Source organism: Halonotius aquaticus, assembly GCF_003605575.1.
In the GTDB taxonomy this organism is placed as follows: domain Archaea; phylum Halobacteriota; class Halobacteria; order Halobacteriales; family Haloferacaceae; genus Halonotius; species Halonotius aquaticus.
In genome coordinates, this window is the sequence record NZ_QKNY01000001.1 from 63,799 (window position 1) to 86,849 (window position 23,051).

The window sequence follows — 23,051 nt, forward strand, 5'->3', positions numbered from 1 at the left end:
GTCTCCTTCCGACTGATATGACTGGCTCCCCCGTCGCGTGGCTCCGCGACGAACTGTTCACGATGGGGCCACTCTCGGATGCGTTGATCTGGGTCGTCGTGCTCCTCTTTGCGGCCGCCGGCATCACCGAGTGGTACGGCCGCCGCTCGGGAACGGATCTCATGCAGCAGGCACGGGTGACCGCGACAACCGCATGGGTGGGCTTTGGACTCTTTTGGCTCAACTCGGTGCCATTCTGGTGGTTTGAACACCAGAGTTTCGTCGAGGCATTCCTGGCGTTGATTGGTGGCCCAGCCTGCTTCTATGCGGCCTACGAGCTCTACACCGGGCGGACGACGCTGTTCGTCCTCTCGCGAGCGATCGCCGTCATGGGCTTCATCTACCTCCCATTTGAGACGATTCCGGCGATTACGGTCGGTGGCCTCGCGCTACCAGCCCCCCGGCAGTATCTCATCGAGATCACGACTGTCATCACCGGCTGGATCATCTCGGCGGCCGGCTACTCGCCGGCCCTCGTCGAGAGCCCGGAAGGATTCATGGCAACCTACCAGTGGACGCTGAGCGACGGCCACATCTACAACGTCTATATCGTCTTGGCCTGTACTGGCCTCGGCAGTATCGCCGTGTTCAGTGGCCTCATCGCGGCTGTGAGAGCCCCGCTCCGCCGAAAGCTCCGCGCGCTGGCGGTCGCCGTGCCGATCATCTTCGTGCTCAACGTGTTCCGCACCGCCTTCATCTCGATCGCCGCCGGCAACCAGTTGATGCATTGGTTCCCTGATGCGGTGTTGTTCCTGTTCGGGGAGACAAACCCCTATCGCGTGTCGTTCCTTGTCTCCGATCGCATCATCAGCCAACTCGGCGCGGTCGTCGCGCTCATGGCGATCACCTATCTCGTGGCTCGACAGCTTCCGGAGCTGTTGACCGTTCTGGAGGATGTCCTATACCTCCTCACCGGTGAAGATCACGACCTGCAGGCTGCCTTGGAGCTACCGCGTGAGCCGGTTGCTGAACAGCCCGGTGCCCAACAGAGCGACTGACCTACCGATCTGACTCGGTTGGAAGGATCGATTCTGGTGCGCCAGCAAGCGATTCCAGCGCGTCGACCTCAACATGGTGCAGCTCCCCCGGAATGACGAGTAGGTGCAGCGGGTCGCCAAAAGACTGCTTGGCCAGCGCCGACAGCCGGTCGGCGGCAACGACAGGCTCCGGACTCCCAGCACGAGCGACGACAACAGCGAGTTCGTCTTCCCAGTCGTTTGCCAACAATCCGGCGGCGTGGTCGGCGGTCATGTAGGGATCGTCGGTGTCGAGGGCTGAGAGCTCCCGGTGGCTGTCAACCTTGATGTCGAGATAGACCAGCGTATGCAGCCCACGCTCGCGGTTTGCATCGATTGCTTCGATCACGCTTGGAGGCACGTCGCCCGATCCGTGCAGCCCAGGAAACGGTAGCGTGACGGCCTTGCCGAAGCGGTAGTTTTGCAGCCCAGTCAACCCGCTGGCGGCGGTCTCGGCGGTGACACCGTGGATTACGCGGGTGTCGATCCCGCGGTCGGCCGCTCGCACCCGGAGGTCGGCGTGGGTCGTCGAGATCATCGTATCACCGGCGGTGAGAAAGACGGCATCGCCGTTTTCGGCAGCCTGCAAGATCGGTTCCGGATCCTGTTCGACCCCCGCGCGATCCCGAACCTCGATTTCGATCCCGTGGTGGGCTTCGAGATCGTCGACATCGGCTCCAAGCAGGCGGCTGGTGTAGAACTCCGCAAACACGCGGTCGGCCGCCTGGAGTGCGGCTTCGCCCTCGCGGGTGATCGACCCCTCGTCGTAGAGCCCTAACCCAATGAACGTCAGCATACCCCGACAGAGCGTGGCGAGGTGAATAAACGCCCTGTTCGGTCGCGCAGTGTGGGGTTCACTGCTCAAAACACAACAACGATCACAACGAATGCGAGGAGAATCGTCCCGGTCAACAGCAGTTGCGCAAGTGCCGAGCCCAACACGCCGGCGGCAGTGTAGATCGATCGCCGGGCGGCCATCTCCATATCGGCTCCCTCGGTGAGCTCTAACAAAAAGACGGTGCCGATGACGCCGACGATGATGCCCAGCGGGCCGAGCACGAACAGCAAAACGAAGCCAACAACGGCCGCGATAAGCGCGGTTCGGTTCGAGGAGCCGCTCAGCTTTGCCGCCACCGGGCCGCCGACGTGGTCGACGACGACCGTGCCAATCGCCGCCAGTGTCAGCCCACCGATGGCCAGCGGGCCGAGCGGCTCGCTGCCAAACAGCGCGTACGCCCAGATTCCGGCCAGCGAAAAGAGCCCGGAGGGAACAGCTGGGAGCACGCTTCCGACCATCCCAGCGACCAACAGCCCGACAGCGACAACGAGAACCACCTCAACCATACCACCACTGGGCTGTCGAATGCGAAAAGGGATGCGGCCGGGTGGCTGTCGGTGCTCCCGCCCGCTGCAGATGGCACTTAGTCCTCGTACGTCGCGCGCTCCTCGGCGATGATGTCGCCGCCGGCCTCATCATCGACAGCCTCACAGAATTGCCTCACAATCGTCCCGAAAGCACGTTTGCATTGCCGCTCAGAGGCAAATCCGAGTTCGTCGGCGACGGTCGCCCACGGCGCGCACTGCAACACTTTCCGCACGAGCAGCCGCTCGGCTCGCGGCGACAACTCGGCGATCGGGCTGATGAGATGGGCCATCGCAAGCTGCTGAAACACATGCGGAGCCGCCTCATAGGTTCCTGGCCCATAGGCGACGCCCGCGAGAACACGCCAGCCACGGTCGTCAAGATCGAGTGTGCCCTGTTGGGTGTCATCAGCCGGCACTGATACCGCACGCAACACACCACGGATCACGTCCGGCGCAACGCCCGAGAGCGTGTCGGCCAACTGTCCCGCGATCCGCTCGCGGAACCATCGGCTATGGCGGCCAGCGAGGTCGATGCCTGCCGTCGAACACGGCCGCAGCATGAGCGCGGAGTGTTCTCCACTTGTTTGGTTTCGCGTCACTGAGAGATGGACGGGTCGATACCCGTTTACGCGCCAAAACGACAGCAGACGCGGCGTTGCACCGAAGCCAACGCCGAACCAGTCGACGGCGTCACCGAACTCGTCGTGACACCACGAGAGGAGTTCCGAGCCTAATCCACGCGACCGGGCGGCGTGGTGGGTGGCGATCCGCATCACGCGATAGCCGACTGGCCCCGCCGCTGTCGGATCCCGCAGTTGGCTTGTCAGGACGTCCGGCAGCATGTTGCCTTGGACGCGCTGGCCGCGGTAGATCTCCGCTTGCTGCTCACTGCTGAGTCCCCCTTCGCGGGCGAGCAGCGCGACCGACACCGGATGGCCGTCGGCCAGCAATGCGCGCAGTTTGAGGTTCGGCGCGTCGAGCAGGCGAACGATGTCGTCGGGCTCGGTCTTGTAGTGGGCGGCGACCAACAACCCGACAACTGACCGGAACAGACTCTCGTCGTCGACGAGGTCATCAGCTGTAAGTGTGCGATAGGACACCGTCTCGGGTGTTGCGTCGGCGACGAGCTGGTCGGCCGGCGGCTCCGCATCAAGCAGGAGTGTCCACGCTAGCCACGCCTCGATTGGGTCACCCTGTCCGTAGCGGATCGGTTCACGGAGTTCGATATCGGTCACATCGTAGGAGGACGCAGCCAGTCGATCGCGGAACCGAACCGCAAACCCACGGCCCGATCCCTCGTAGCCATGGACTGTCGTACAGAAGCCGACAGCCGGTGCGTCAAGCAAGCGTTCCAGCAATCGAACCGGGAGCGCGGCCGCCTCGTCGACGATCACCACGTCGGGCTCACTTGGGAGGTCGGCGGCGTCTGGCGGCGATGCAAACCGGATGCGACCGCCGGCTGTCGTCGCCATCGGCGGCTCGATTTTGTCAGTGTCGCTGTCAGCCGAGCCGTCGGCAGCCAGATGATCGAGTGTCGCCAGTAACTCGGTGGCTCGCTCGAAGAGTTCGGCCGCGTTGTCGAAGCTGGGTGCCGTCACGAGGACGTCCCGGCCATCAGCCGCCAACGCGGCGGCGGCCAGCCCGGCCGCACTCGACTTGCCACGGCCACGGTCGGCTTCGACGACGACAGCGTTGCCCGGGCTCGACAATGCTGACAGGCCAGCAACCCCGCGAGCCTGATCGACGGTTCGACAGGCTTCGTATGCGGCGTCGGGAAACGGGGTGTCGGTATATTTGCGTGGGTCAGATGGAGGTGTCGACTGTGACCGATTGATCAGGCCGTCGCGCTTGATCGTGATTTCGTCCGGGGTGTCGTCGTTCGTTGCCGCCGTCGATGGCGGCAGTCGCACGATCGCCACACCCGGATGATGGCGTAGTGTAGTGACTAGCCGTCGCCGAAAGTGGTTGCCAACATCGTCGCGCGAAAACGGCGGAACGGCCACCTGATCGACCAGCGCGATGAGTTGATTTGGAATCGCTCCCAGCGGCGGGAGCACCAACACGAGGAGTCCGCCGCCGTCGACCGCGCCGGTGACCTGACCGAGGGCGTTAGCCGAAAAGCCCTCGTGGCAATCAAGCACAACGATCTCTCGGGTCGTTCCGAGCAGCTCGTCGGCGTGATCAGGGTGTAGGCGGTGGTATCTGAACCCCTGCTGGGTCGTCACAAGACTCACCGCCTCGTCGTCGACGCCGGCCGCCGCAATCGCGGTGTAGGCGGCGTCGATGCCGGCCTCACGGTCGCCAGTGAGCGCGAGCAGCCGTCGCTCATTGGCAGCGTGGGCGTTCTCTCGGAGGCTGGCGACGAGACCCCGCAGATCCATACTCTGGCTTGCAGCAGCGTCGGCAAGGCTCTTTCCGTCTATGCGCCGTCGCCCGTTCGATCCGCGTCGCCATCGCTGGCTGTGTCGCCGCCAAATCGGTCTGGTTCGTCGTACCGATCTAACAGTGCTTGTCGGTGTTCCAGTTGCTCCGTCGCCTGGCGGAGGACACCCAGCAGCGTGTGAATCTCTCTGCCTGTCGGATGGGCACGGCCGATCAGCCGGCGCATGAGTCGCTGGGTCTTCTCGCGTTTCCGGTCGTTGTAGCGTTGGGCGTCGAGAAACTCGGCGAAATAGTCGTAGAATCGTTCGATGTCGGCTTCCGCGGCGCGCTCGTGTTCGCGGTCAGGCAGTTGGGTCTCGTCGACGGTGAGATCGCGGAGTTCATAGAGGACGATCGTGGCGGCCTGTCCAAGATTGAGGACAGGGTAGTCGTCGCTGGCAGGGATCGAGCAGATCTGATCCAGCTGTTCGATCTCCTCGTTGTACAGTCCCCGCCCCTCGCGGCCGAAGACGATGGCTGTCCGGCTATCAACCGTCTGCAGCGTCTCGGCCAACTCGCCGGGTGTGGTGTAGGGGAATCGGCGGTGACGACGACTATCCTCGCCGGTGATCGCGGTACAGCCGACAGTGTGATAGGTCGTAACTACTTCCTCGAAGGAAATCTCCTCGGCATTCGGTAACACGTCCTCGCGGGCGTGGCCGGCGAAGCCGTAGGCCTCGCCGTCAGGATCCAACGGCGGTGGATCGACCAGTTTGAGGTTCGAGAGCCCGAAGTTCTTCATCGCTCGGGCGATGGTGCCGACGTTGCCCGGCGTTTCCGCGCCGACAACGACGACAATCGGTTCGTGGCCGCTCATTCGTCGGCGGTCGGGTAGTCCATGTCGGTCTCGTCGATAACCCCGTCAGCGAGCGCGTCGTTGGCGGCTTCGGCTGTCTCGTCGTCGACGTACTCCCGCAGGTCGATCCGTTCCGGCTCATAGCCCTCCGACAGCATCGCGTTGAGCTCCTGGGCGTCCGGCGGATCAGGCAACCCTTCGGGATCAGTCTCGACGTGTTCGACCGCCTCGAACTCTTCGGGGGCGCGGCCGCCATTGTCGAACCACTCCTCGAAGGCATCATCGAACGCAGCGGTGCCGCGATGCTCGCTGCCACCGTCGTTCTGATACCAGTAGAGAAAGTCTGCCTCGTGGTCGGTACAGAGGACAACCTCGTCGTTCGGTTCGCCGTAGACGACCGCCGCCTGCCTGGCGCGGTGAATCTCCTCTTCGCCGTGGATCAGCCGGCAGGCGTCACACGGCTTCTCGACCAGCGAGACGAGCCGAAGGAGTCGCTGGCGGTCGTCCTTGGGAATCTCTTCAAGTTGTTTGAACATCCCGTCGTCGTTGAAGATGTCATCCTCCGCAAACCGCCAGCCGCGAAGCCCGACGTTGACCTTGCCCATACCCACACTATCGGCGGGCCGGATAAAAACCGACTGGCTCAATCGCCGCGGTAAATCTCCATCGGTAGCGGCACGACCGGACGGTCTATACTTGCTGCTGCCGTGGTTGTCGTATGCGAACTGTCGATGCCGCCGGCCTGCAGATCGGCGACGACCAGCCGCCCCGGATCATGGGTGTGTTGAACGTCAGCAGCGAATCACCCTACAAGCCGAGTGTGTTCAACAGCCCCGATGAAGCGGCCGAGTACGTCGACCGCGAACTCATCGATGAAGGGGCGGATATCGTCGATGTCGGCCTTGAATCTGCCAACAAGAAGTTCGAAGTTCTCTCCGCGGAGGATGAACTCGATCGCCTAGATACGGCCCTTGAGACGATCGAAAGCGTCTCCGGCGACGCCATCTTTTCGATCGAGACGCGCTACCACGAGGTCGCCGAGGCGGCGCTCGACGGCGGCTTCGATATGGTCAACGATATCTGTGGGTTTGCCGATCCGAAGCTGCCGGAGGTCTGTGCTGACTACGACGTTGCGGTCGCCAAGATGGCCTCACCGCCGGATCTCGAACGTCCGGGGGCGATCGAGGATGTCGACGACATCTACGACGCGCTGGAACTCAATGGGCTCACCGACAAAACAATCATCGACCCCGCCTTCGGCGGCTGGAGCGAGGACAAAACGATCGAGGACGACCGTGAAACGTTCCGCCGGCTGCGGGAGTTCCGCGGCTACGGCCACCCGATCTTGGTGTCAATTAATCGCAAGAACTTCCTTCGATCCGTGGCCGGGCGTGAGACCGAGGAAGCCCTGCCAGTTTCGCTGGCGGCGACGGCGATGGCGGTCGAACGCGGCGCACATGTCATCCGAACCCACGACGTGGCCGAAACGCGGGATGCGGCGCTGATCGGCAACGAATTCAGTCGAGATCGGCTTCGGGAAACCATCGACGGTATTGCTGTCGAGGAACTGGATATCACAACACAGCGTGAGGCTGAGCGACATCTCGACCGGTATAACGCGGCAGACGCAGCTGCCGACGACAGTGTGATCCGAACATTCGAACTCACCGGGTTAGGTGTCGACAGTCGGGAGCAGTTGCTCAATACTGTTGGTGAGACGCCGGTGACCGCTGTCAGCGGTGCGTCTGACAACGCACTGGTATTGATTGGCACACCATCCGGGTTCAAATCGCTCAGACGGCGGATTACGGGCGACTCATCCCGGCTAGCCGCGACCGTGGAACGTATCAGCGAACGGTGCTGTTAAGAGAAAACTTATGCCGGATGATGCTAAACGACAAGATGGACGCCGGAACGGCATTCGGGTAGGGGTACTTGATGCCACTCCGGCCCATACAATATCTCAGCTGACGAGCATCCCGCTTGTCAGCGGATTTTTATTACACCGATGAGCGACAGCCTCGCGTTTACCGAGTGGGAGCCGATCTACCAGGCAATACTGGCAGATTTCGGCTTCGATCGGGCGGCCGACGAGCGTGCCCGTGATGTTGCCGCCGAGTTCGCCGAACCGTTCGATCACGATCGCCTCGCCGTGTTCGATGGCGCGACCGTCGCCGTCGTCGGTGCCGCGCCGTCGCTGACGGCCGAGATCGCTGCGTTCGATCCTGACAGCGTTGACGCCATCGTTGCCGCCTCGACCGCGGTCGACGTACTGGCCGACGGCGACATCGCGGTCGATCTGATGGTTACCGACCTCGACAAAAACACGGCGACAGCGCGCGAGCTTACCCACCAGGGGACGCCGGTCGCGGCCCACGCCCACGGCGACAATATGCCGGCTGTTCGAGAGTGGCTACCGCAGTTCGACAGCCAGCATACACTAGTGACGACGCAGGCGGCTCCAACCGACGCTGTCGCAAACGTCGGCGGGTTTACCGACGGCGACCGTGCGGCGTTTTTCGCCGACGCCTTCGGTGCTGACGAACTTCGGTTTCTCGGCTGGGAGTTCGATGATCCGGCCGTCGGGCCAATGAAGGCTCGCAAACTGCAGTGGGCTGAACACCTGCTGTACTGGCTGGAACGTCGCCGCGACGACCGCTTTGACGTGCTTGACGGCCGCCGCGACGCGCTGACAACTGATTTGACGACGCTGTCGACGAGTGCCTGATCTGGTGACTCCGCAACTTTCCTTACCCGACCGCCCGTGGTGTGGGTATGCAACTCCATTGGCACCGTCGGGATCTCCGCGGGGCCGACAACCGCGCGCTGGCGGCGGCAGCCGAGGCGGTCGACAACGATGCGACAGACGGCGTCGTCTCGCTGTTCGTCTTCGACGATGACGTTCTCGACTGTGCTGGCCCGCCGCGTGTCGCCTACCTGCTGGACGCGCTCGCCAAACTCCGGGAGTGGTACCGCAACCGCGGCGGCGACCTGCTGATTCGCCGCGGCGACCCCGAATCTGTCGTTGTCGATGTCGCTAACGCTGTTGCCGCCGACCGTGTGGTCTGGAACAAGGATTATTCAGGATTAGCGCGCGAACGCGACGCGGCGGTTCGCCAAGCTCTCGCCGACGCTGATATCGCCCGCGAGTCTTTCCACGACGCGATCTGCCACGAACCAGGGTCGATCACCACCAACGACGGCGATCCGTACTCGGTGTTTACCTACTTCGGACGGAAGTGGCACGACCGCGAGAAAGACGATCCGTATCCGGCTCCTGACGCCGATAGCCTCCTCGACAGCGACGCAGTCGGCGTCGATGCCGGCTCACTGCCGACGCTGGCCGAGCTCGGCTTCGACGAGCCCGAGGCCGACCTCGAGCCTGCTGGGACTGCGGCCGCTCGCAAGCGACTCGAATCCTTCTGCGAGGACGGAATTTACCGTTACGAGAGCGACCGCGATTACCCGACACGGAACTCGACCTCGCGGCTCTCAGCCGATCTGAAATACGGGACAATTGGCATCCGCGAAGTCTACTGGGCCAGCGAAGAGGCAAAAGCTGACGCCACCGACGACGAGCGCGAAGAGATCGAGGAGTTCCAATCACAACTCGCGTGGCGAGCGTTCTACACGCACGTCCTGTGGTTCAACCCTGAGGTCGTTTCGCAGAACTACAAGACGTACGAGAACGAAATCGAGTGGGAAAACGACCCTGATCTTCTGTCCGCGTGGCAGGATGGCGAAACCGGCTACCCCATCGTTGACGCCGGGATGCGGCAGCTCCGCGCGGAGGGGTTCATGCACAACCGCGTGCGGATGATCGTCGCCTCCTTTCTCACCAAGGATCTGCTGATCGACTGGCGCGAGGGCTACGACTGGTTCCGCACAAAACTGGTCGATCACGACACCGCCAATGACAACGGCGGCTGGCAGTGGGCGGCCTCGACCGGCACCGACGCCCAGCCGTATTTCCGCATTTTCAACCCGATGACACAGGGCGAACGCTACGATCCTGACGGCGAGTACATCACGAAATACGTCCCCGAATTGGACGGCGTCGATCCCGAACTCATCCACTCGTGGCACGAAGTATCATCGCTACAGCGACGAAACGCCGCCCCAGAGTATCCCGCGCCGATTGTCGATCACAGCGAGCGACGCGAGCAGGCGTTGGCGATGTTTGAAGCCGCTCGCGGCGAGGACTGAGTTAGCGCTCTACGTGTCGGTCACGAGACTTCATATGTGATGCCGGAGTGACGGGAGATATGCCGACCGATAACAAACCGACAGACACCGAAAACAAGGCTCCGTGGCTGCGGTTCGGTGAGCAGCGCGAAGCCACCTTTCTCGACTCGGTTGCCCCAGCACTTGGACTGGCTGCCCGCGAAAATCCGGCCAAAGCGGACGATCCAACCGCGCTCGATCTGCTTGTCGAAGGAGAGCCGGCCGACCTCAAAACGCAGGAAACGCCGTTTTTCACCGCCGAAAGGAAGTATGGGCTCCCGCCGCAACACGTCGTGACGTTCAACGCAAACGATTACGAGCGGTACAAACAGAAAGGAGATCCTGACATCTTCTTTTGGGTTCGGTGGCGCGAGGAACTGTCGGGGTGGGGTGCCGAGGTTGAGGAGATGGAGGGTGTCTGGCGAACCTCAGTTGCACAGATCGAAGCCCTCGTCGAGGCGGGGCAGGCACCGCTGCATCGGTACCAGCGTCGACAGGGTGATCAGGAAAACGCGAACGCGTCGTATCTGCTAGATCTTCGTGCGATGGACTGCCTCGACTGTTTCACCGAGCCGTGTGCGTAATGGGAGTCAGCGCACCCTGGCAATCACCGGAGCCGACCCAGCAGTTTGTAGTCCGTCTCCGGCGAGTAGCGACGGAACAGCAGGCTGTTGGTCAGCACCGAGACGCTGGAGATCGCCATCGCACCCGCGGCTAAGACTGGCTGAAGCAGACCCAGCGACGCCAGCGGGATCATCGCCGTGTTGTAGCCGAGTGCCCACACGAGATTTTGCTTGATCTTCTGGAGCGTCGCCGCCGAGATCCGGATCGCCTTCACCACGTCCAGCGGGTCGTCGCGCATCAGGGTCACGTCGGCGGCTTCGATGGCAACATCAGTCCCGGAGCCGATAGCGGTGCCGACGTAGGCGACCGCCAGCGCAGGCGCGTCGTTGACGCCGTCGCCGACCATCATCGCCTTGCGGCCCTCAGATTGGATCGCCTCGACCGCGTCGGATTTGTCCTCCGGCAGGACGCCAGCGCGGACGTTGTCGGGGTCGATGCCGACGTCCTTGGCAACTGCGCGAGCGGTACGCTCGTTGTCGCCGGTAATCATCATCACGTCGATAGCGCGGGCTTGTAGCGCGCTCACGGCCTCTTTCGCGCTCGGTTTGACCGTGTCGGCATCGGCGACAACGCCCGCGAGGTCGCCGGCGATAGCGACAAGCATCGCGGTTTTGCCCTCGCTTTCGAGGCGTTCCATCGTCTCAGCTGCGGGTTCGGTGTCGATCCCGTTGCCCGACAGGAGTTTGCGGTTGCCGACCAGCACTTCTCGATCCTCCACAGTCGCACGGATCCCCTGTCCGGGGACGTTCTCAAAGTCTTCGGGATCACCGAGTTCGATCCCGCGCTCTTCGGCACCCTCGACGATAGCACGCGCGAGTGGGTGTTCGCTGCCGCGCTCGGCACTCGCAGCGAGTCGGAGCACGTCGTCCTCGCCGCGCGCCTCGCGTTCAGCGAGTTGGCCGCCATCTGCAATCGCCTCACTTTCGCCATCGAAGGCGACCACGTCGGTCAACTCCATTTCGCCCTCGGTGAGCGTGCCGGTCTTATCGAAAACAACTGTGTCGACATCCTTCGCGCGTTCGAGGATGTCGCCACCCTTGAACAGGACGCCGTTTTGGGCGCCGATTGTCGTCCCGACCATCGTCGCCGCGGGCGTCGCCAGCCCGAGCGCGCAGGGACAGGCGATGAGGACGGCGGAGGCGAAGACGATGACCGCGAACTCGAAGACCGAGACTGTACCGCCGACGACTGTCGAGCCACCGGCCACGGGATCCCACAGCGGGAGCCATGCAACGAAATTAGCCAGTGTTTCGGGCAGGAAGAACCACAACAGGCCCCATAGCACGGCGTTGGCGATGACGATGGGCACGAAGTACGCCGAGATGCGGTCGGCGACATTTTGGATATCAGGTTGGCGGGACTGCGCTTCTTTGACCGTCTGGACGATCTGCTGGAGGGCGGTATCCGACCCGACTTTCGTCGCTTCCACGGTGAGGACGCCGTTTTCGTTGATCGTCGAGCCGACGACCTCGTCGCCCTCGGTTTTTTCGACCGGTACCGACTCGCCGGTTACCATCGACTCGTCGACCGCGCTCTGACCGTCGACGACGACGCCGTCGGTCGGTATCTGCTCGCCGGGCCGGACTTTCATTCGGTCGCCGACCTCGACATCATCCAGCGGGATCTCCTCCTCGCCGTCGTCAGTGATGACGGTCGCGGTGTCGGCCTCCATTTCGAGTAGTTCACGGAGCGCGTCGCCGGCTTGGCCCTTCGAGCGGGCTTCGAGATAGTTGCCGAGTGTGATGAACACGAGGATCAACGCGGCCGTATCGAAGTAGAGGCTGCCGGCGATCAGGCCCGCGAGGACGGCAATAGAGTAGGTGTAGGCCGTTGTGGAGCCCAGCGCGATCAGGACGTCCATGTTCGCCCGCCGGTTTTTCACGAGCGCGTCGTAGGAGTTGCTGTAGAACGGCCGGCCGAGCACAAGCTGGACGGGTGTTGCCAGCAGGAACTCGATCCAGCCGAGTTCGACCCCGAACACCGAGTCGGGAACGACCGCGCCGCCCAGCAGGAATTTGTCGGCAAGGAAGACGAGCAGCGGAGCCGACAACACAGCCCCGAAGAGGGTGAGCCGAAGCTGTTTGCGGATCTCGCCTTCGCGGGCTGCATCGCGGGCGTCGGTGTCGCCGCTGTCATCGCCGTCGTCTCGAACCGGCTCGTAGCCGGCGTTTTCGATAGCGTCGTAGAACGTGTCGATGGTGGCGGCAGCCGGGTTGTACCGGACTTGTGCCTCGTCGGTCGCGTAGTTTACATCTGCCTCGATAACGCCAGGCAGGGCTTCGAGGGCCTCGGCGTTGGTGTCGGCGCAGTTCGCACACGACATATCTGTGATCCCGATACGGACGGTCTCTGAGACCGCCCCGTAGCCGGCATCGTCGATCGCGTCGTAGAGTTCCGCGAGCGATACTGCTGTGGCGTCGTACTCGACGGTCGCCTCGTCGGTGGCGTAGTTGGCACTCGCGTCGTCGACGCCGTCAAGATCGTTGAGGGTGTCCTCGATGGTTGCCGAACAGTTGGCGCAGGACATCCCCGTGATATCGAGGGTGATTGTCTGTGTGGTCATGGTACCTAGGTATACGGGTTCCATACTTACTGCGTTTTCTACTTCGATACCACGGCTTAGCCAGGCCGTAAACTTTGGAATCAAAAGCAGCTACGCGTCTGATTCAAACTGCTGGTAGCGATCCTCGAAGCGACTCAGACACGAGGAACAACAGAAGTGATAGACCTCACCGCCGATCCGTGTTGTTTCACCCTCGCTGTCAACGGTGTTGCCGCACTCCGCGCAGGTCAGGGCGAACTCGACGCCGTCGATTGTGGGTGTCCACTCAACGTCGTCGACGAGGGTAACCGTGTAGTCGTTGACGGCGATCTCCTCGAAGAGTCCCGCGACCCACTCGCGGACGTTTTGGGCTTCGACGCGGGCGTAACACCGGATGTCGCCCTCGGCGGTAACGAAGATGTGTTCGACGGCGTCGGCGTCTTGGAGCTGGTCTCGTGCTGGCGTCAGTGATTCGGCTGGCAGGTCAAGATCGATCAACACCGGGACGCCGGCCCGAAGCGCGCCGCGGTTGACATCGATCGTGAACGTGTTGATGATGCCGGCCTCCTGCAATCGCGTGACACGATCGGAGACGGCAGGCCCCGAAAGGCCGATTTCCTCGCCGATCTCGCTGAAGGGGCGGCGGGAGTCGGCGGCCAGCATCGAGAGGATTTCCATGTCGGTTTCGTCGAGTTCGCGCATGGTGGCTGTACGCATGCCGGATACAATACTATTGGCCACCATCCGCTTTGGAATCCATACTGTACCCAACGCGCAGCCTTCGAGTTGAAGCAACAATTTACAAGCCACCGCAGACCCGATATGTAGCCGGCTATGGGACAGACGATTACGGTCGACGGGATGAGCTGTGAGCACTGCGAGGAAACTGTCAAAGACGCCCTCACATCGGTGGACGGTGTGACGGCAGCGAGCGCGGATCGAGAGGCGAGCACCGCCGAGATTGAGGGCTCGGCGGCGACCGACGACCTCCTAGCGGCTGTGGAGGATGCCGGCTACGAGGCGTCGGCATAACTGCTCGCAGCCGCGTAGTTTTCGGTCACTGCATCGGATCGAATAGTTGCTAACCTAACACCAACGCGGAATTACTTTTGATTACACACGCTCTCCTGAGGTGCCGAAACCGTTTGTTTCAGTGGCCAAATCGTGGGAATTGCTACCATACAACTCCTCAAGCTTTAACAGCGTGCCACCAGTACCGATGAGTGGAGGAATTACCTATGAGCTACGAACTCGACCCCCTTCCGTATGAGTATGACGCCCTTGAGCCGCATATCAGCGAACAAGTCCTGACGTGGCATCACGACACCCACCACCAGGGCTATGTCAACGGCTGGAACTCGGCCGAAGAAACCCTCGAAGAAAATCGTGAGAACCACGACTTCGGTTCCAGCGCGGGCGCAATCCGCGATGTGACCCACAACTCTTCGGGGCATATTCTGCACGATCTCTTCTGGCAGAACATGTCGCCGGAGGGTGGCGACGAGCCAAGCGGCGACCTCGCCGACCGGATCGCCGAGGACTTCGGTTCATATGAGGCGTGGAAAGGCGAGTTCGAAGCCGCAGCCGGCAACGCCTCTGGCTGGGCACTGCTCGTCTACGACTCGTTCTCAAACCAGCTTCGCAACGTCGTGGTCGACAAACACGACCAGGGCGCGATCTGGGGCGGTCACCCGATTCTCGCACTCGACGTCTGGGAGCACTCCTACTACTACGACTACGGTCCGGCCCGCGGCGACTTCGTTGATGCGTTCTTCAACGTCGTCGACTGGGAGGAACCGAGTGCACGGTACGAACAGGCCGTCGAGCTCTTCGAGTAATTCGGGCGTTCACGTTATTTTTTGCGACGCTGACTGCACAGCGGCAGCACTCGCCCATCAGCGACAGCTAATCCGTGCTGTTTTCGGGGTCGGCACTGCTACAGGGTTGTATGCCACGCCCGAAGGACGCCTTCGACGACCTGTATCCCTGTGACTTCTACACGCCTGAGGAACTGCTTGACGACGGGATGATGTACTCCGTCTACGAGATCGCCCGCCTCCTGCAGGGGCTTGAAACCGACGCTGAGATCGACGAAGGCGTCGAGGATGTCCTCCTCGATTGGGCGATCCCATGGATCATGCGCAACTCCGAGGAACTGGTCATCGCCGAGCCACCAAACGAGGAGGAACCAGGCTACTACGGACTGAAAGACGCGGGTGACGACGGTACCGACGATGCTGACAACGACGACACCGCCGCCAGCGACGACTAACCGATGAAACTACTCGTCGCTGGCGACGCCCGCGTTGACGCCGGCAAAACGACGTTCGCCGCCGGCCTGCTCGCGGCTCTTGACGGCGCGGTCGGCTTCAAACCCCGCGCCGGCAACGACTACTGGTACGACCACGACGACGCTGCGGCTGCCCTCAGCGACGGCCGCCTCTACGGCAAGGATGTCGCCACGCTGGCGGCCGCTGGCGACACCGATCTCACCGAAGAACAGCTGAATCCCGTCCACCGCCTCTGGCGACCGACACCTGGCCGAACCGGGATGCTCGGTGAAGCCGGCCGCACGTTCCTCGTCGACCGCGTGACGACACCGGATGGGCCGTCGTTCGTCGTCAACGGTGTTGCCGAACGCGAGGGGCTGCTGCCGGATCTCGTTGCCGAATCGCTGCCGCTGGCCGATGCGGTTCGGGTTGACAATGTCGAGCGATTCAACGATGTGATGGCCGAGCGGTATCTCCCGGCTTTCGAGCGCGTGACCGACCGGATCGCAGAGACGACACCCGGGGTCGTCGAATCCTACGCCGATATCGCCCTGCCGGTCGACGGAATCGAGTTCGATGCGGTCGCTGTCGTCGCTCCGACGCGCGTGCGGCTTTACGATGGGTCGCGGTATCTGAAAGCCGACGAGGTTGCCAGTGGAAGCAGTCGAGAGGGCCAACTGGAGGAGCGTGTCAACCGCGTCGTCGAGATGATCGAGCCGGTGTCGACACACACGCTACAGCCACTCAGCAGCGATGAGCGCGGCGATTCCACCCGTGTCGCCGATGCCTACGCGGGCGTCTACGAAGCACTCCTTGAGGTGGCTCTCAGCGAGGAGCCGGCTGACAGCGACCGGTAGCGCAATACACTTGTAGCCGGCTCCGGTGAAACTACCAAGCCGCAATGCAGCAGTATCTCGATCTCGTCGCCGACACGCTCGCCGGCGGCGGGCACAAGCCAAACCGCACCGGCGTCGACACCATCGCCTCCTTCAGTCAACAGTACACCATCGATCTGCAGGAAGGGTTCCCACTGCTGACGACAAAGGATCTCTCCGGCTTTCGCTGGAACTCGCTGATCCACGAGTTCAAGTGGTATCTCTCCGGTGAGGAGCACATCCGCAATCTCCGCGAGGAAACCGGCATCTGGGATGCGTGGGCCGACGAGCAGGGCCGGCTTGACACCGCCTACGGCCGCTTCTGGCGGCGGTTTCCGGTTCCCGACGAGGGTCTCGACGGCGAGGCGTGGCCCGACGACGACCACCGCTGGCGAAACGACGACGGCACCTTCGACCAGATTCAGTACGTGATCGACACCCTGAAGGAGTCACCGAACTCCCGGCGGCTCGTCGTCTCGGCGTGGCACCCCGCAAACGCCGCGGTGAGCACGCTGCCGCCCTGCCATTACACCTTCGTGTTCAGCGTCCAGGGCGACCAACTGAACTGTCATCTCACACAGCGATCCGGCGATATCGCGCTGGGCGTCCCGTTTAACATCGCCGCCTACTCGCTGCTCACCCACGCCGTCGCCCAAGAAACTGGCTTCGAAGTCGGCGAGTTCGGCCACACCGTCGTCGACGCCCACATCTACTGCGGCACCGACGACCGCGGCGACTGGTACGCCGACAACCTCGACCGCCTCCAGGAGCGACTGGCCGCTGTCGACGACCCCGAGGAGTACCGCACCGTCCGCGACTGGCTCGAAACCGAAGCCCCCGACGAAACAGAAGACACCGATGGCTACGATCACGTCCCCGGACTCCTTACGCAACTGTCGCGTGAACCACGCGAGCGGCCGCGCATCGAAATCGCAGACAAACCGCTCGACGAACTCGCGTTCGACGATATCGAACTAACTGACTACGATCCGGCCGACGGGATCAGCTTCGCGGTCGCGGAGTAACGATGGCCGAGGAGACACCCGCTGCCGACAACGACGACCCACCCATCGCTCTGATCGCCGCCGTCGCCGCCAACGGCGTCATCGGCGATGACGGCGAGATGCCGTGGCATCTCCCTGCCGACCTCCAGCACTTCAAGGAGACAACGATGGGCAACCCGGTGATCATGGGTCGACGAACCTACGAGTCCATCGCCGCCCGGATCGACGGCCCACTCCCGGGACGGCACAATATCGTGTTGAGTCGAAGCGAGCCCGACCTCGATGAGGGCGTCGTTGTCGCCGATTCGATCGATGCTGCTGTCGCCGAAGCCGAAGCTGTCTGTGCACTTGACGACGGTGCCGAACGGATCTTCGTGATCGGCGGGGCGACCGTCTACGAACAGTTCCTTGCTCGGGCCGACGAACTGGTGTTGACTGAACTCGCCGACGCCTACGAGGGCGACACCGAGTTTCCCGAGTGGGACGACAGTGAGTGGGTTGCGGTCGACCGCGATGACCGCGAAGACTTCGCGTTTGTCACGTATCGCCGACAGTAGGCGGATCCAGTCAGTCTTCAGTTCTGGTCGTTGTTCCGATCGGTTCGCTATCGCCGATCGAGCCGTTAGCAAACGGAATGCCGTTGGCGACGCCGGCCGGTCGCTGATCCTCGATCTCATCCCACTCGTCGGCGTCAGCAGCCGGGAATGAAAGCGTCACGACCGTTCCGCGCGGGGAGTTTGAGCTGATCGACAGCGAGCCGTCCATCCCGTCGACGATCCATTTGACCAACCAGAGGCCGAGGCCACTAATGTGTTCTAAGGGGGTCTCAGCCTCGTTGGTGATCGCCCGGCGCTCGCCTTCGGGGATGCCGGGCCCGTTGTCGCGGATCTCGACTTGCACGCGGTTGGTCTCGTGGCGGCGATCGACCTCGACTTCGATCTCCGGACAGCTGTTGTCGTTGTGGACGATGGAGTTATCCAGCACGTTCCGAATCGCGGTTCGGATGAGCGTGTTGCCGATAATCGATGTTTCGTCGATCCGCGAGCGGATGATAACGCTGGGATACTCGTCGTGGACGGCACTGATCTCCTCGCGGACGATCTGGGCGATGTTGATCTGGCGGAGCTGTCGGTCGACACCGTGGAGCTGTTGGTCGATCGTCCGCACCTTATCGCCGAGATTGACCAACGACAGTGCCTTCTGGCGGATCGTCTTGGCGTGGCCTGTCACCTGGTCATCGTCGGCCTGTAGCAACATATCGGCGTGGCCGACCACGACGTTCATGTCGTTGCGGAGGTCGTGGCGGAGGATGCGGTTCATCACCTGTCGGCGTTGCTCAAACTGGTGGCGGTCGGTCACATCGCGGGCGGTAACGATCAGCCCGTCGATGGCCGGCAGCGAGCCGTTTTCCCGCACCGCAACCTCAAACATCCGCCAGCCGTCGCCAGCCGTTTCCAACCGACAGTGGTGGATGCTCGCATCACCGGTTTCGTCTGCGACTTCCAGCGCCGTCTCAAGCGTCGATCGGTCGTCTGGATGGACGACATCGAGAAGGTTCTTTGAGACGGAGATCTCACTCGGCGATTTGGTTGTGGTCTCCGGTGGGCCACTGACGTACCGGACGGTGCCATCCGATCGAGCAACGATGACTGTATCCGATGTGTACCCCATCGCGGTCTTAAACTGCGATTCGATCCGGCGTTGGGCGCTGATCTCCTCGAATAACAGCAACCGGTCGGCTGCGGCCGTCGCCATCGATTTTGCCTTGACAACAAAACAGCGGTCGAGATCACCCTGCGGGATGACCAGTTCCACACCGCCGGTATGTGGCTGTAACGCTGGCTCAGTGTCGACCTCCCCTGGGTTGGGCGCTGGGGCTACCGTTGTCTCTGAAAGCGACTCGCCGGGCGATAGCTGCGCCAAATACTCACCGAGCGGCAAGGCCTCGCTGGCGCGAACGCCGATGTCGTCGTCTCCGAGGCCAAGCTCGTTGCGAACCGTTTCGTTCGCCCGCTGAATCCGATCGTCGTCGTCGAGAACGACCACGCCGGCATCAATCGCCGAGAGGATCGCCGTCGTCAACTCATCGTCGGTGTGTTCCTCCGTCTGGCTCATCTGCTATCACATCCGCTGGGATGCCAGGCGAACACCGATGAGAGAGCGGCCGGCGTGAGGAACATGGATCGGGTTGGTCTGTTGAGAACGGATACCACATGAACATATATAATACACTCGGTCGCAGATATGAGCTGATGGACTGTTGACAGCCGTTCGAATCGCCGACCGATCACCGGCTGTCGGCCTCGTCAGTGCTGTCCGAATCGCCGACCACACCCACGAGCCGGATGTTTATATCCGCTCGCGTCATCACCTCCGGTAGTGTCCCTCCGCCGATTCGTTCGCGGCCAACCCAGTTGGTCGACGATCGAAACCGTTGTTCGCTCGGTCGTCGAGCGATACGACCGCGCGCCGGCCCACGTGCGGTTTCTGGATGCCGACAACTGGCTGTCGACGCCGGTCGTCATCGACGACGCGCTGTTTGTCAAGGTGATCAGCCAGCAGAACACCCTCGTCCACGCGCTGTTTACGACCGGGCGAAATCTTGGCGCGGTCGCCAGCGGCACCGCCGGCTTCTTTGAATCCTTCCAGTCGCCGGCCGAGATGGCGCGGCACGAACTTGAGGCCACCCAGAAGATGCGTGAATTGGGGCTCAACACCCCGGAGCCGATCGAAGCCTTCGAGGCTGAGGGCTACGGGGTCGTTGTCTTTGAGTATCTCCCTGCATTCCGCTCGCTAGACGCCCTTGATCCCGAGACTGAATCGTGGGTCGCCGAGGAGCTGTTTGCCGCACTCCGAACTCTCCACGACGCTGGGTTGGCCCACGGTGATCTCCGAGCGGAAAACGTGCTGTTGCTCGATGACGAACTCTACTTTATTGATGCGACAAGCGTCGACGGCGACGCCCAAGAGGGCATTCGGTCGTATGACCTCGCCTGCGCGTTGGCCGCCGTTGAACCGATCCTTGGAACGCGGGCGACGGTCGCGGCCGCCGACGCCTCGTACCCAACGGCTGATCTCCTTGCGGCTGCGGACTTTCTGCATTTTGTCCAACTCCGACCGGATCACGACTTTGGGGCTGCCGGGCTCAGAAGCGAGATCGAACACCGCGCGGCCACTGAGTAGCTTATCCTCGCAGCAAATTCATTACTTCGTCGGCGACAGCCGGTTCGACGGCCACAAGATACCGATCGCCCGCTGTCAGCGTCGTCTCCGAACGGGCGACCCGGTCGCCCTCGCCGTCGGAGATAACGAGCGTGCCATCGGGGAACCGCACCTCGGATAGCTGCTTGCCGGCTGCCGGTGCCTCCTCAGCGATGCGAATCAGCATGATATCGAGGGTTGCGGTGACATCCGCGAGCGTTTGGACATCGCTGCCGATGATCTCGTTGGCAGCCGTTCTCGCGCCGGCTCGCTCCGGAAAAACGAGGGCATCGACAAAGCGCGTGTAGGATTCGCCGGCCGCTCGATCAATGCGGGCGACTGTGCGGATCGACGGCGACAGCTCCGCAGCGGCCAAACAAACCGCAAGATTCAGCCCGGTCTCGCCGGTGAGGGCGGCGATCACATCGGCGTCTTCGACCCCTGCCTGTTCGATGATGTTCGGGTTTGTCGCATCGCCGGCGATGACGGTTGCCACCCATTCGTCGGCGATGGAGTTGATAACGGCTTCCTCGCGTTCGATAATCGTCACGTCGTGCCCGCGATCAGCCAGTATCTCGGCTGTCTGAAAGCCGACACGACCTCCGCCGGCGATGATGACATCACGCGTCGTGGTCATAGGTCAGCCTCACTGTCCGACGCCATTGTCTTGTCGGTCTCTGCGTCGGGCTCAGACTCGCTTCCAACCCGCTTCAATCCGAGATAGGCAACACCGCCGAGGGCGATCCAGCCGACGCTGAGGACGATCGCCAGCGGATCGGTTCGGAACAGATACTCGACAAGGACGACGGTCAACAGTAGATTCAACGCAATTCCGATCAGCGGCGGGGCCGGATAAAACGGCATCTTGTAGGGCCGATTCATCGCCGGACGCTCACGTCGGAGCCGAATCACGGCGACATTGACGATCACGAACGACAACAGGAAGAATAGACTCGACATGTTGCCCGCACTCTGGGTTGGTAAGGCGACCGAGCCAAGCATGACGACCGCGCTGGCGAGAATGGCAACAAACGGCGTCCCGTAGCGGTGGTGTAGCCGACCGAACGAGGGCAGCAGTTGGCCCTCCCGCCCCATCGAGAAGGCGACCCGCGAAGAGGCGATAACGACCGCGTTGAGCGCGGTCAACGTCGAGAAAACCGCCCCAAAGACGATCAGCGCGCCGCCGTTTTGGATGATCGGAAGGCCGGTCGGCATGAACGATGTGGCTGCCGTTGCGATCCCGGCCTCGCCGGCATTGGCCAAGCCGTCGGCCCCGAGGGTGCCGACAGCAACGGTTACCACCGCGAGATAGACGATCACGGTCGCGATCAGACTCAGGAAGATCGCCTTTGGGATGTTTTCTCGTGGATTTTTGACTTCCTCCGTAACCGTGGTGATGAGATCATACCCCTCGAAGGCGATGAAGGTCAGCCCCATCGCCGGTAAGATTGCGGCCGCACCACCGTTCGACGGGAACAGCGGCTGAAACTCCGCGCCCGAAAACATCGGCGAACTCAGCCCGAACAGGACGAACACCACGAGAATGCTTACCTTGATAATCGTGAAGATCGTTTCGGCACTCCCGCTTGCAGCCGTCGAGACGGCGTTGAGCGCGACCAAGGCGAGAACGGCGACAAACGCCAGCAAAAACGCGAGCGGAACCGACAGATCGATCAGTGGGATGGCGATCGCACCGACCTCTCCTGGTGGGGCGACGAGCCCATAGACGTGCAACAACTCCAGAAAGTTCGGCGCAAAGCCCAGCGCGTAGAGTGCGCCGGCGATCATGTAGGCGAACCATAACATCCAGCCCATGATGAACGACGCGAAGTCATCGAAGATCTCTCGGACGAAGGCGTAGCCGCCACCGCTTTTCGGGATCGATGCGGCGAGTTCGGCATACGACAGCCCGGTAAACGCTGTGACCGCGCCGTTGAGCGCGAAGACGATGATCGCGGCGGGGCCGGCAATCTCAGCAGCCAACCCCGTCAGCACAAAGATCCCGGCGCCGATCATCGCCCCCATGCCGATCATCGTCGCATCGAGCAGGCCGAGTTCGGCATTCGGCGAGCGGTTTTGATTGCTCACTGCGCCCAACTCCTGTCGGATGAGACTGTAACGAGGGGCACCGTACGGGCTACTGGCGGCGAGTTCCAAAAGAAGCTATCGGTGCTCGCCCGAAAGTTGGACGATTTGACACGCTCGGTTACTCGGCTGTCGATGGCACCGCATCCAGTTCAGCGAGAGCGGAGTCGATCACCGCCGCTTCAACGAGAGCCCGCGTTTCGGTCATCGGATCGTCGGCATCGGCCAACACCTCGCGGCTGCGCTCCAACAGGCGGGTTTCCATCTCGGCGTGGTCGACGGCTTCCTTCGTCTCGGTGAGCATGGCCTCAAAATCCTCTCGGAGGTCGAAGGAGGCGTAGGCAACATTGCACCGCGACAGTGGGTGATGATCCATCTCCAAGGCGAGATCACGAACCAACTCCCAGTCGTCGGCACAAAACTGGAGGGTCACCGGGGTGACGATGTCCTGCCAGGCGATCGGCCCGCTGTTTTCCATCAGCGTCACCGCCCGCGGCGGGACTTCGATCCGCCGGTCGGTTTTCGCGCTCCCACAGAGACAACACGGGGTGTCGGTGCGCCCGGTAAACATACCTGTTGTAGGAAGGCG

General features: G+C 62.3%; 23 protein-coding genes. 12 read left to right on the forward strand and 11 right to left on the reverse strand.

Annotated features, from left to right (window positions below; all coding sequences use genetic code 11):
- The first annotated feature begins 17 nt into the window (after positions 1 to 17).
- The gene (artA, locus tag DM826_RS00345; RefSeq protein ID WP_394338533.1) at positions 18 to 1,037 is read left to right on the forward strand and encodes an archaeosortase A; all 1,020 of its coding nucleotides are present in this window, start codon (positions 18 to 20) and stop codon (positions 1,035 to 1,037) included.
- 1 nt (position 1,038) lies between these two features.
- Here the strand turns inward: artA and dph5 are convergent, their stop codons facing one another.
- The 5 genes from dph5 to DM826_RS00370 all read right to left on the reverse strand — a co-directional run bounded on the left by dph5 (position 1,039) and on the right by DM826_RS00370 (position 6,242).
- Complete coding sequence (gene dph5 / locus DM826_RS00350) at positions 1,039 to 1,851, reverse strand: diphthine synthase (RefSeq protein ID WP_120100064.1); 813 nt, start codon at positions 1,849 to 1,851, stop codon at positions 1,039 to 1,041.
- 65 nt (positions 1,852 to 1,916) lie between these two features.
- The gene (locus tag DM826_RS00355; RefSeq protein WP_120100069.1) at positions 1,917 to 2,399 is read right to left on the reverse strand and encodes a DUF456 domain-containing protein; all 483 of its coding nucleotides are present in this window, start codon (positions 2,397 to 2,399) and stop codon (positions 1,917 to 1,919) included.
- A 77-nt stretch (positions 2,400 to 2,476) separates the two neighbouring features.
- Positions 2,477 to 4,801 carry a tRNA(Met) cytidine acetyltransferase TmcA gene (tmcA, locus tag DM826_RS00360; protein ID WP_120100071.1) on the reverse strand — a complete coding sequence of 775 codons (2,325 nt, stop codon included), beginning with the start codon at positions 4,799 to 4,801 and terminating at the stop codon, positions 2,477 to 2,479.
- 38 nt (positions 4,802 to 4,839) lie between these two features.
- A complete protein-coding gene (locus DM826_RS00365) occupies positions 4,840 to 5,658 on the reverse strand; it encodes an RNA methyltransferase (RefSeq protein ID WP_120100074.1) in 819 nt (272 codons plus the stop codon).
- On the reverse strand, positions 5,655 to 6,242 hold the full coding sequence (locus DM826_RS00370; RefSeq protein ID WP_120100076.1) for a hypothetical protein: 588 nt from the start codon (positions 6,240 to 6,242) through the stop codon (positions 5,655 to 5,657). Before DM826_RS00370 ends, DM826_RS00365 begins: the two co-directional genes overlap by 4 nt.
- Positions 6,243 to 6,355: 113 nt before the next feature.
- Here DM826_RS00370 and folP point away from each other — a divergent pair, with 113 nt between their 5' ends.
- The 4 genes from folP (at position 6,356) to DM826_RS00390 (ending at position 10,445) form a co-directional block, all read left to right on the forward strand.
- Entirely contained in the window at positions 6,356 to 7,504 is a 1,149-nt protein-coding gene (gene folP / locus DM826_RS00375; protein ID WP_120100078.1) for a dihydropteroate synthase, read from the forward strand.
- A 141-nt stretch (positions 7,505 to 7,645) separates the two neighbouring features.
- Positions 7,646 to 8,365, forward strand: a complete 720-nt coding sequence (locus tag DM826_RS00380) for a 6-hydroxymethylpterin diphosphokinase MptE-like protein (protein WP_120100081.1) — start codon at positions 7,646 to 7,648, stop codon at positions 8,363 to 8,365.
- A 47-nt stretch (positions 8,366 to 8,412) separates the two neighbouring features.
- Positions 8,413 to 9,843, forward strand: coding sequence for a cryptochrome/photolyase family protein (locus tag DM826_RS00385; RefSeq protein WP_120100085.1), 1,431 nt, complete (start codon positions 8,413 to 8,415; stop codon positions 9,841 to 9,843).
- A 59-nt stretch (positions 9,844 to 9,902) separates the two neighbouring features.
- Positions 9,903 to 10,445: a hypothetical protein gene (locus tag DM826_RS00390; RefSeq protein WP_120100087.1), complete on the forward strand. Its 543-nt coding sequence runs from the start codon at positions 9,903 to 9,905 to the stop codon at positions 10,443 to 10,445.
- Between the two features lie 23 nt (positions 10,446 to 10,468).
- Here the strand turns inward: DM826_RS00390 and DM826_RS00395 are convergent, their stop codons facing one another.
- On the reverse strand, positions 10,469 to 13,048 hold the full coding sequence (locus tag DM826_RS00395) for a heavy metal translocating P-type ATPase (protein WP_120100090.1): 2,580 nt from the start codon (positions 13,046 to 13,048) through the stop codon (positions 10,469 to 10,471).
- Between the two features lie 90 nt (positions 13,049 to 13,138).
- Complete coding sequence (locus tag DM826_RS00400) at positions 13,139 to 13,729, reverse strand: AsnC family transcriptional regulator (protein ID WP_120100092.1); 591 nt, start codon at positions 13,727 to 13,729, stop codon at positions 13,139 to 13,141.
- A gap of 132 nt (positions 13,730 to 13,861) precedes the next feature.
- On the opposite strand from DM826_RS00400, the gene DM826_RS00405 reads away from it, so the two are divergent.
- From DM826_RS00405 to DM826_RS00430, 6 genes are all read left to right on the forward strand, one after another.
- On the forward strand, positions 13,862 to 14,059 hold the full coding sequence (locus DM826_RS00405) for a heavy-metal-associated domain-containing protein (protein WP_120100095.1): 198 nt from the start codon (positions 13,862 to 13,864) through the stop codon (positions 14,057 to 14,059).
- A gap of 206 nt (positions 14,060 to 14,265) precedes the next feature.
- Positions 14,266 to 14,865, forward strand: coding sequence for a superoxide dismutase (sod, locus tag DM826_RS00410; RefSeq protein WP_120100097.1), 600 nt, complete (start codon positions 14,266 to 14,268; stop codon positions 14,863 to 14,865).
- A 110-nt stretch (positions 14,866 to 14,975) separates the two neighbouring features.
- Positions 14,976 to 15,299: a DUF5827 family protein gene (locus tag DM826_RS00415; protein ID WP_120100100.1), complete on the forward strand. Its 324-nt coding sequence runs from the start codon at positions 14,976 to 14,978 to the stop codon at positions 15,297 to 15,299.
- 3 nt (positions 15,300 to 15,302) lie between these two features.
- Positions 15,303 to 16,154 carry an ATPase gene (locus tag DM826_RS00420; RefSeq protein ID WP_120100102.1) on the forward strand — a complete coding sequence of 284 codons (852 nt, stop codon included), beginning with the start codon at positions 15,303 to 15,305 and terminating at the stop codon, positions 16,152 to 16,154.
- 44 nt (positions 16,155 to 16,198) lie between these two features.
- Positions 16,199 to 17,197, forward strand: a complete 999-nt coding sequence (gene thyA, locus DM826_RS00425) for a thymidylate synthase (RefSeq protein ID WP_120100105.1) — start codon at positions 16,199 to 16,201, stop codon at positions 17,195 to 17,197.
- Between the two features lie 2 nt (positions 17,198 to 17,199).
- Positions 17,200 to 17,733, forward strand: coding sequence for a dihydrofolate reductase (locus DM826_RS00430; RefSeq protein WP_120100107.1), 534 nt, complete (start codon positions 17,200 to 17,202; stop codon positions 17,731 to 17,733).
- Positions 17,734 to 17,743: 10 nt separating this feature from the next.
- Here DM826_RS00430 and DM826_RS00435 read toward each other — a convergent pair whose 3' ends face one another.
- Positions 17,744 to 19,291 (reverse strand): sensor histidine kinase, encoded by a 1,548-nt coding sequence (locus DM826_RS00435; protein ID WP_120100110.1) that lies wholly within the window; start codon positions 19,289 to 19,291, stop codon positions 17,744 to 17,746.
- Positions 19,292 to 19,555: 264 nt separating this feature from the next.
- On the opposite strand from DM826_RS00435, the gene DM826_RS00440 reads away from it, so the two are divergent.
- Positions 19,556 to 20,359, forward strand: a complete 804-nt coding sequence (locus DM826_RS00440) for an RIO1 family regulatory kinase/ATPase domain-containing protein (protein WP_120100112.1) — start codon at positions 19,556 to 19,558, stop codon at positions 20,357 to 20,359.
- A 1-nt stretch (position 20,360) separates the two neighbouring features.
- Here DM826_RS00440 and DM826_RS00445 read toward each other — a convergent pair whose 3' ends face one another.
- The 3 genes from DM826_RS00445 to DM826_RS00455 all read right to left on the reverse strand — a co-directional run bounded on the left by DM826_RS00445 (position 20,361) and on the right by DM826_RS00455 (position 23,033).
- Positions 20,361 to 21,014 (reverse strand): potassium channel family protein, encoded by a 654-nt coding sequence (locus DM826_RS00445; RefSeq protein ID WP_120100115.1) that lies wholly within the window; start codon positions 21,012 to 21,014, stop codon positions 20,361 to 20,363.
- A complete protein-coding gene (locus tag DM826_RS00450; RefSeq protein ID WP_267899951.1) occupies positions 21,011 to 22,465 on the reverse strand; it encodes an APC family permease in 1,455 nt (484 codons plus the stop codon). The genes DM826_RS00445 and DM826_RS00450 overlap by 4 nt, the downstream gene beginning before the upstream one ends.
- Positions 22,466 to 22,583: 118 nt before the next feature.
- Positions 22,584 to 23,033: a hypothetical protein gene (locus tag DM826_RS00455; RefSeq protein ID WP_120100117.1), complete on the reverse strand. Its 450-nt coding sequence runs from the start codon at positions 23,031 to 23,033 to the stop codon at positions 22,584 to 22,586.
- Positions 23,034 to 23,051: the final 18 nt, after the last annotated feature.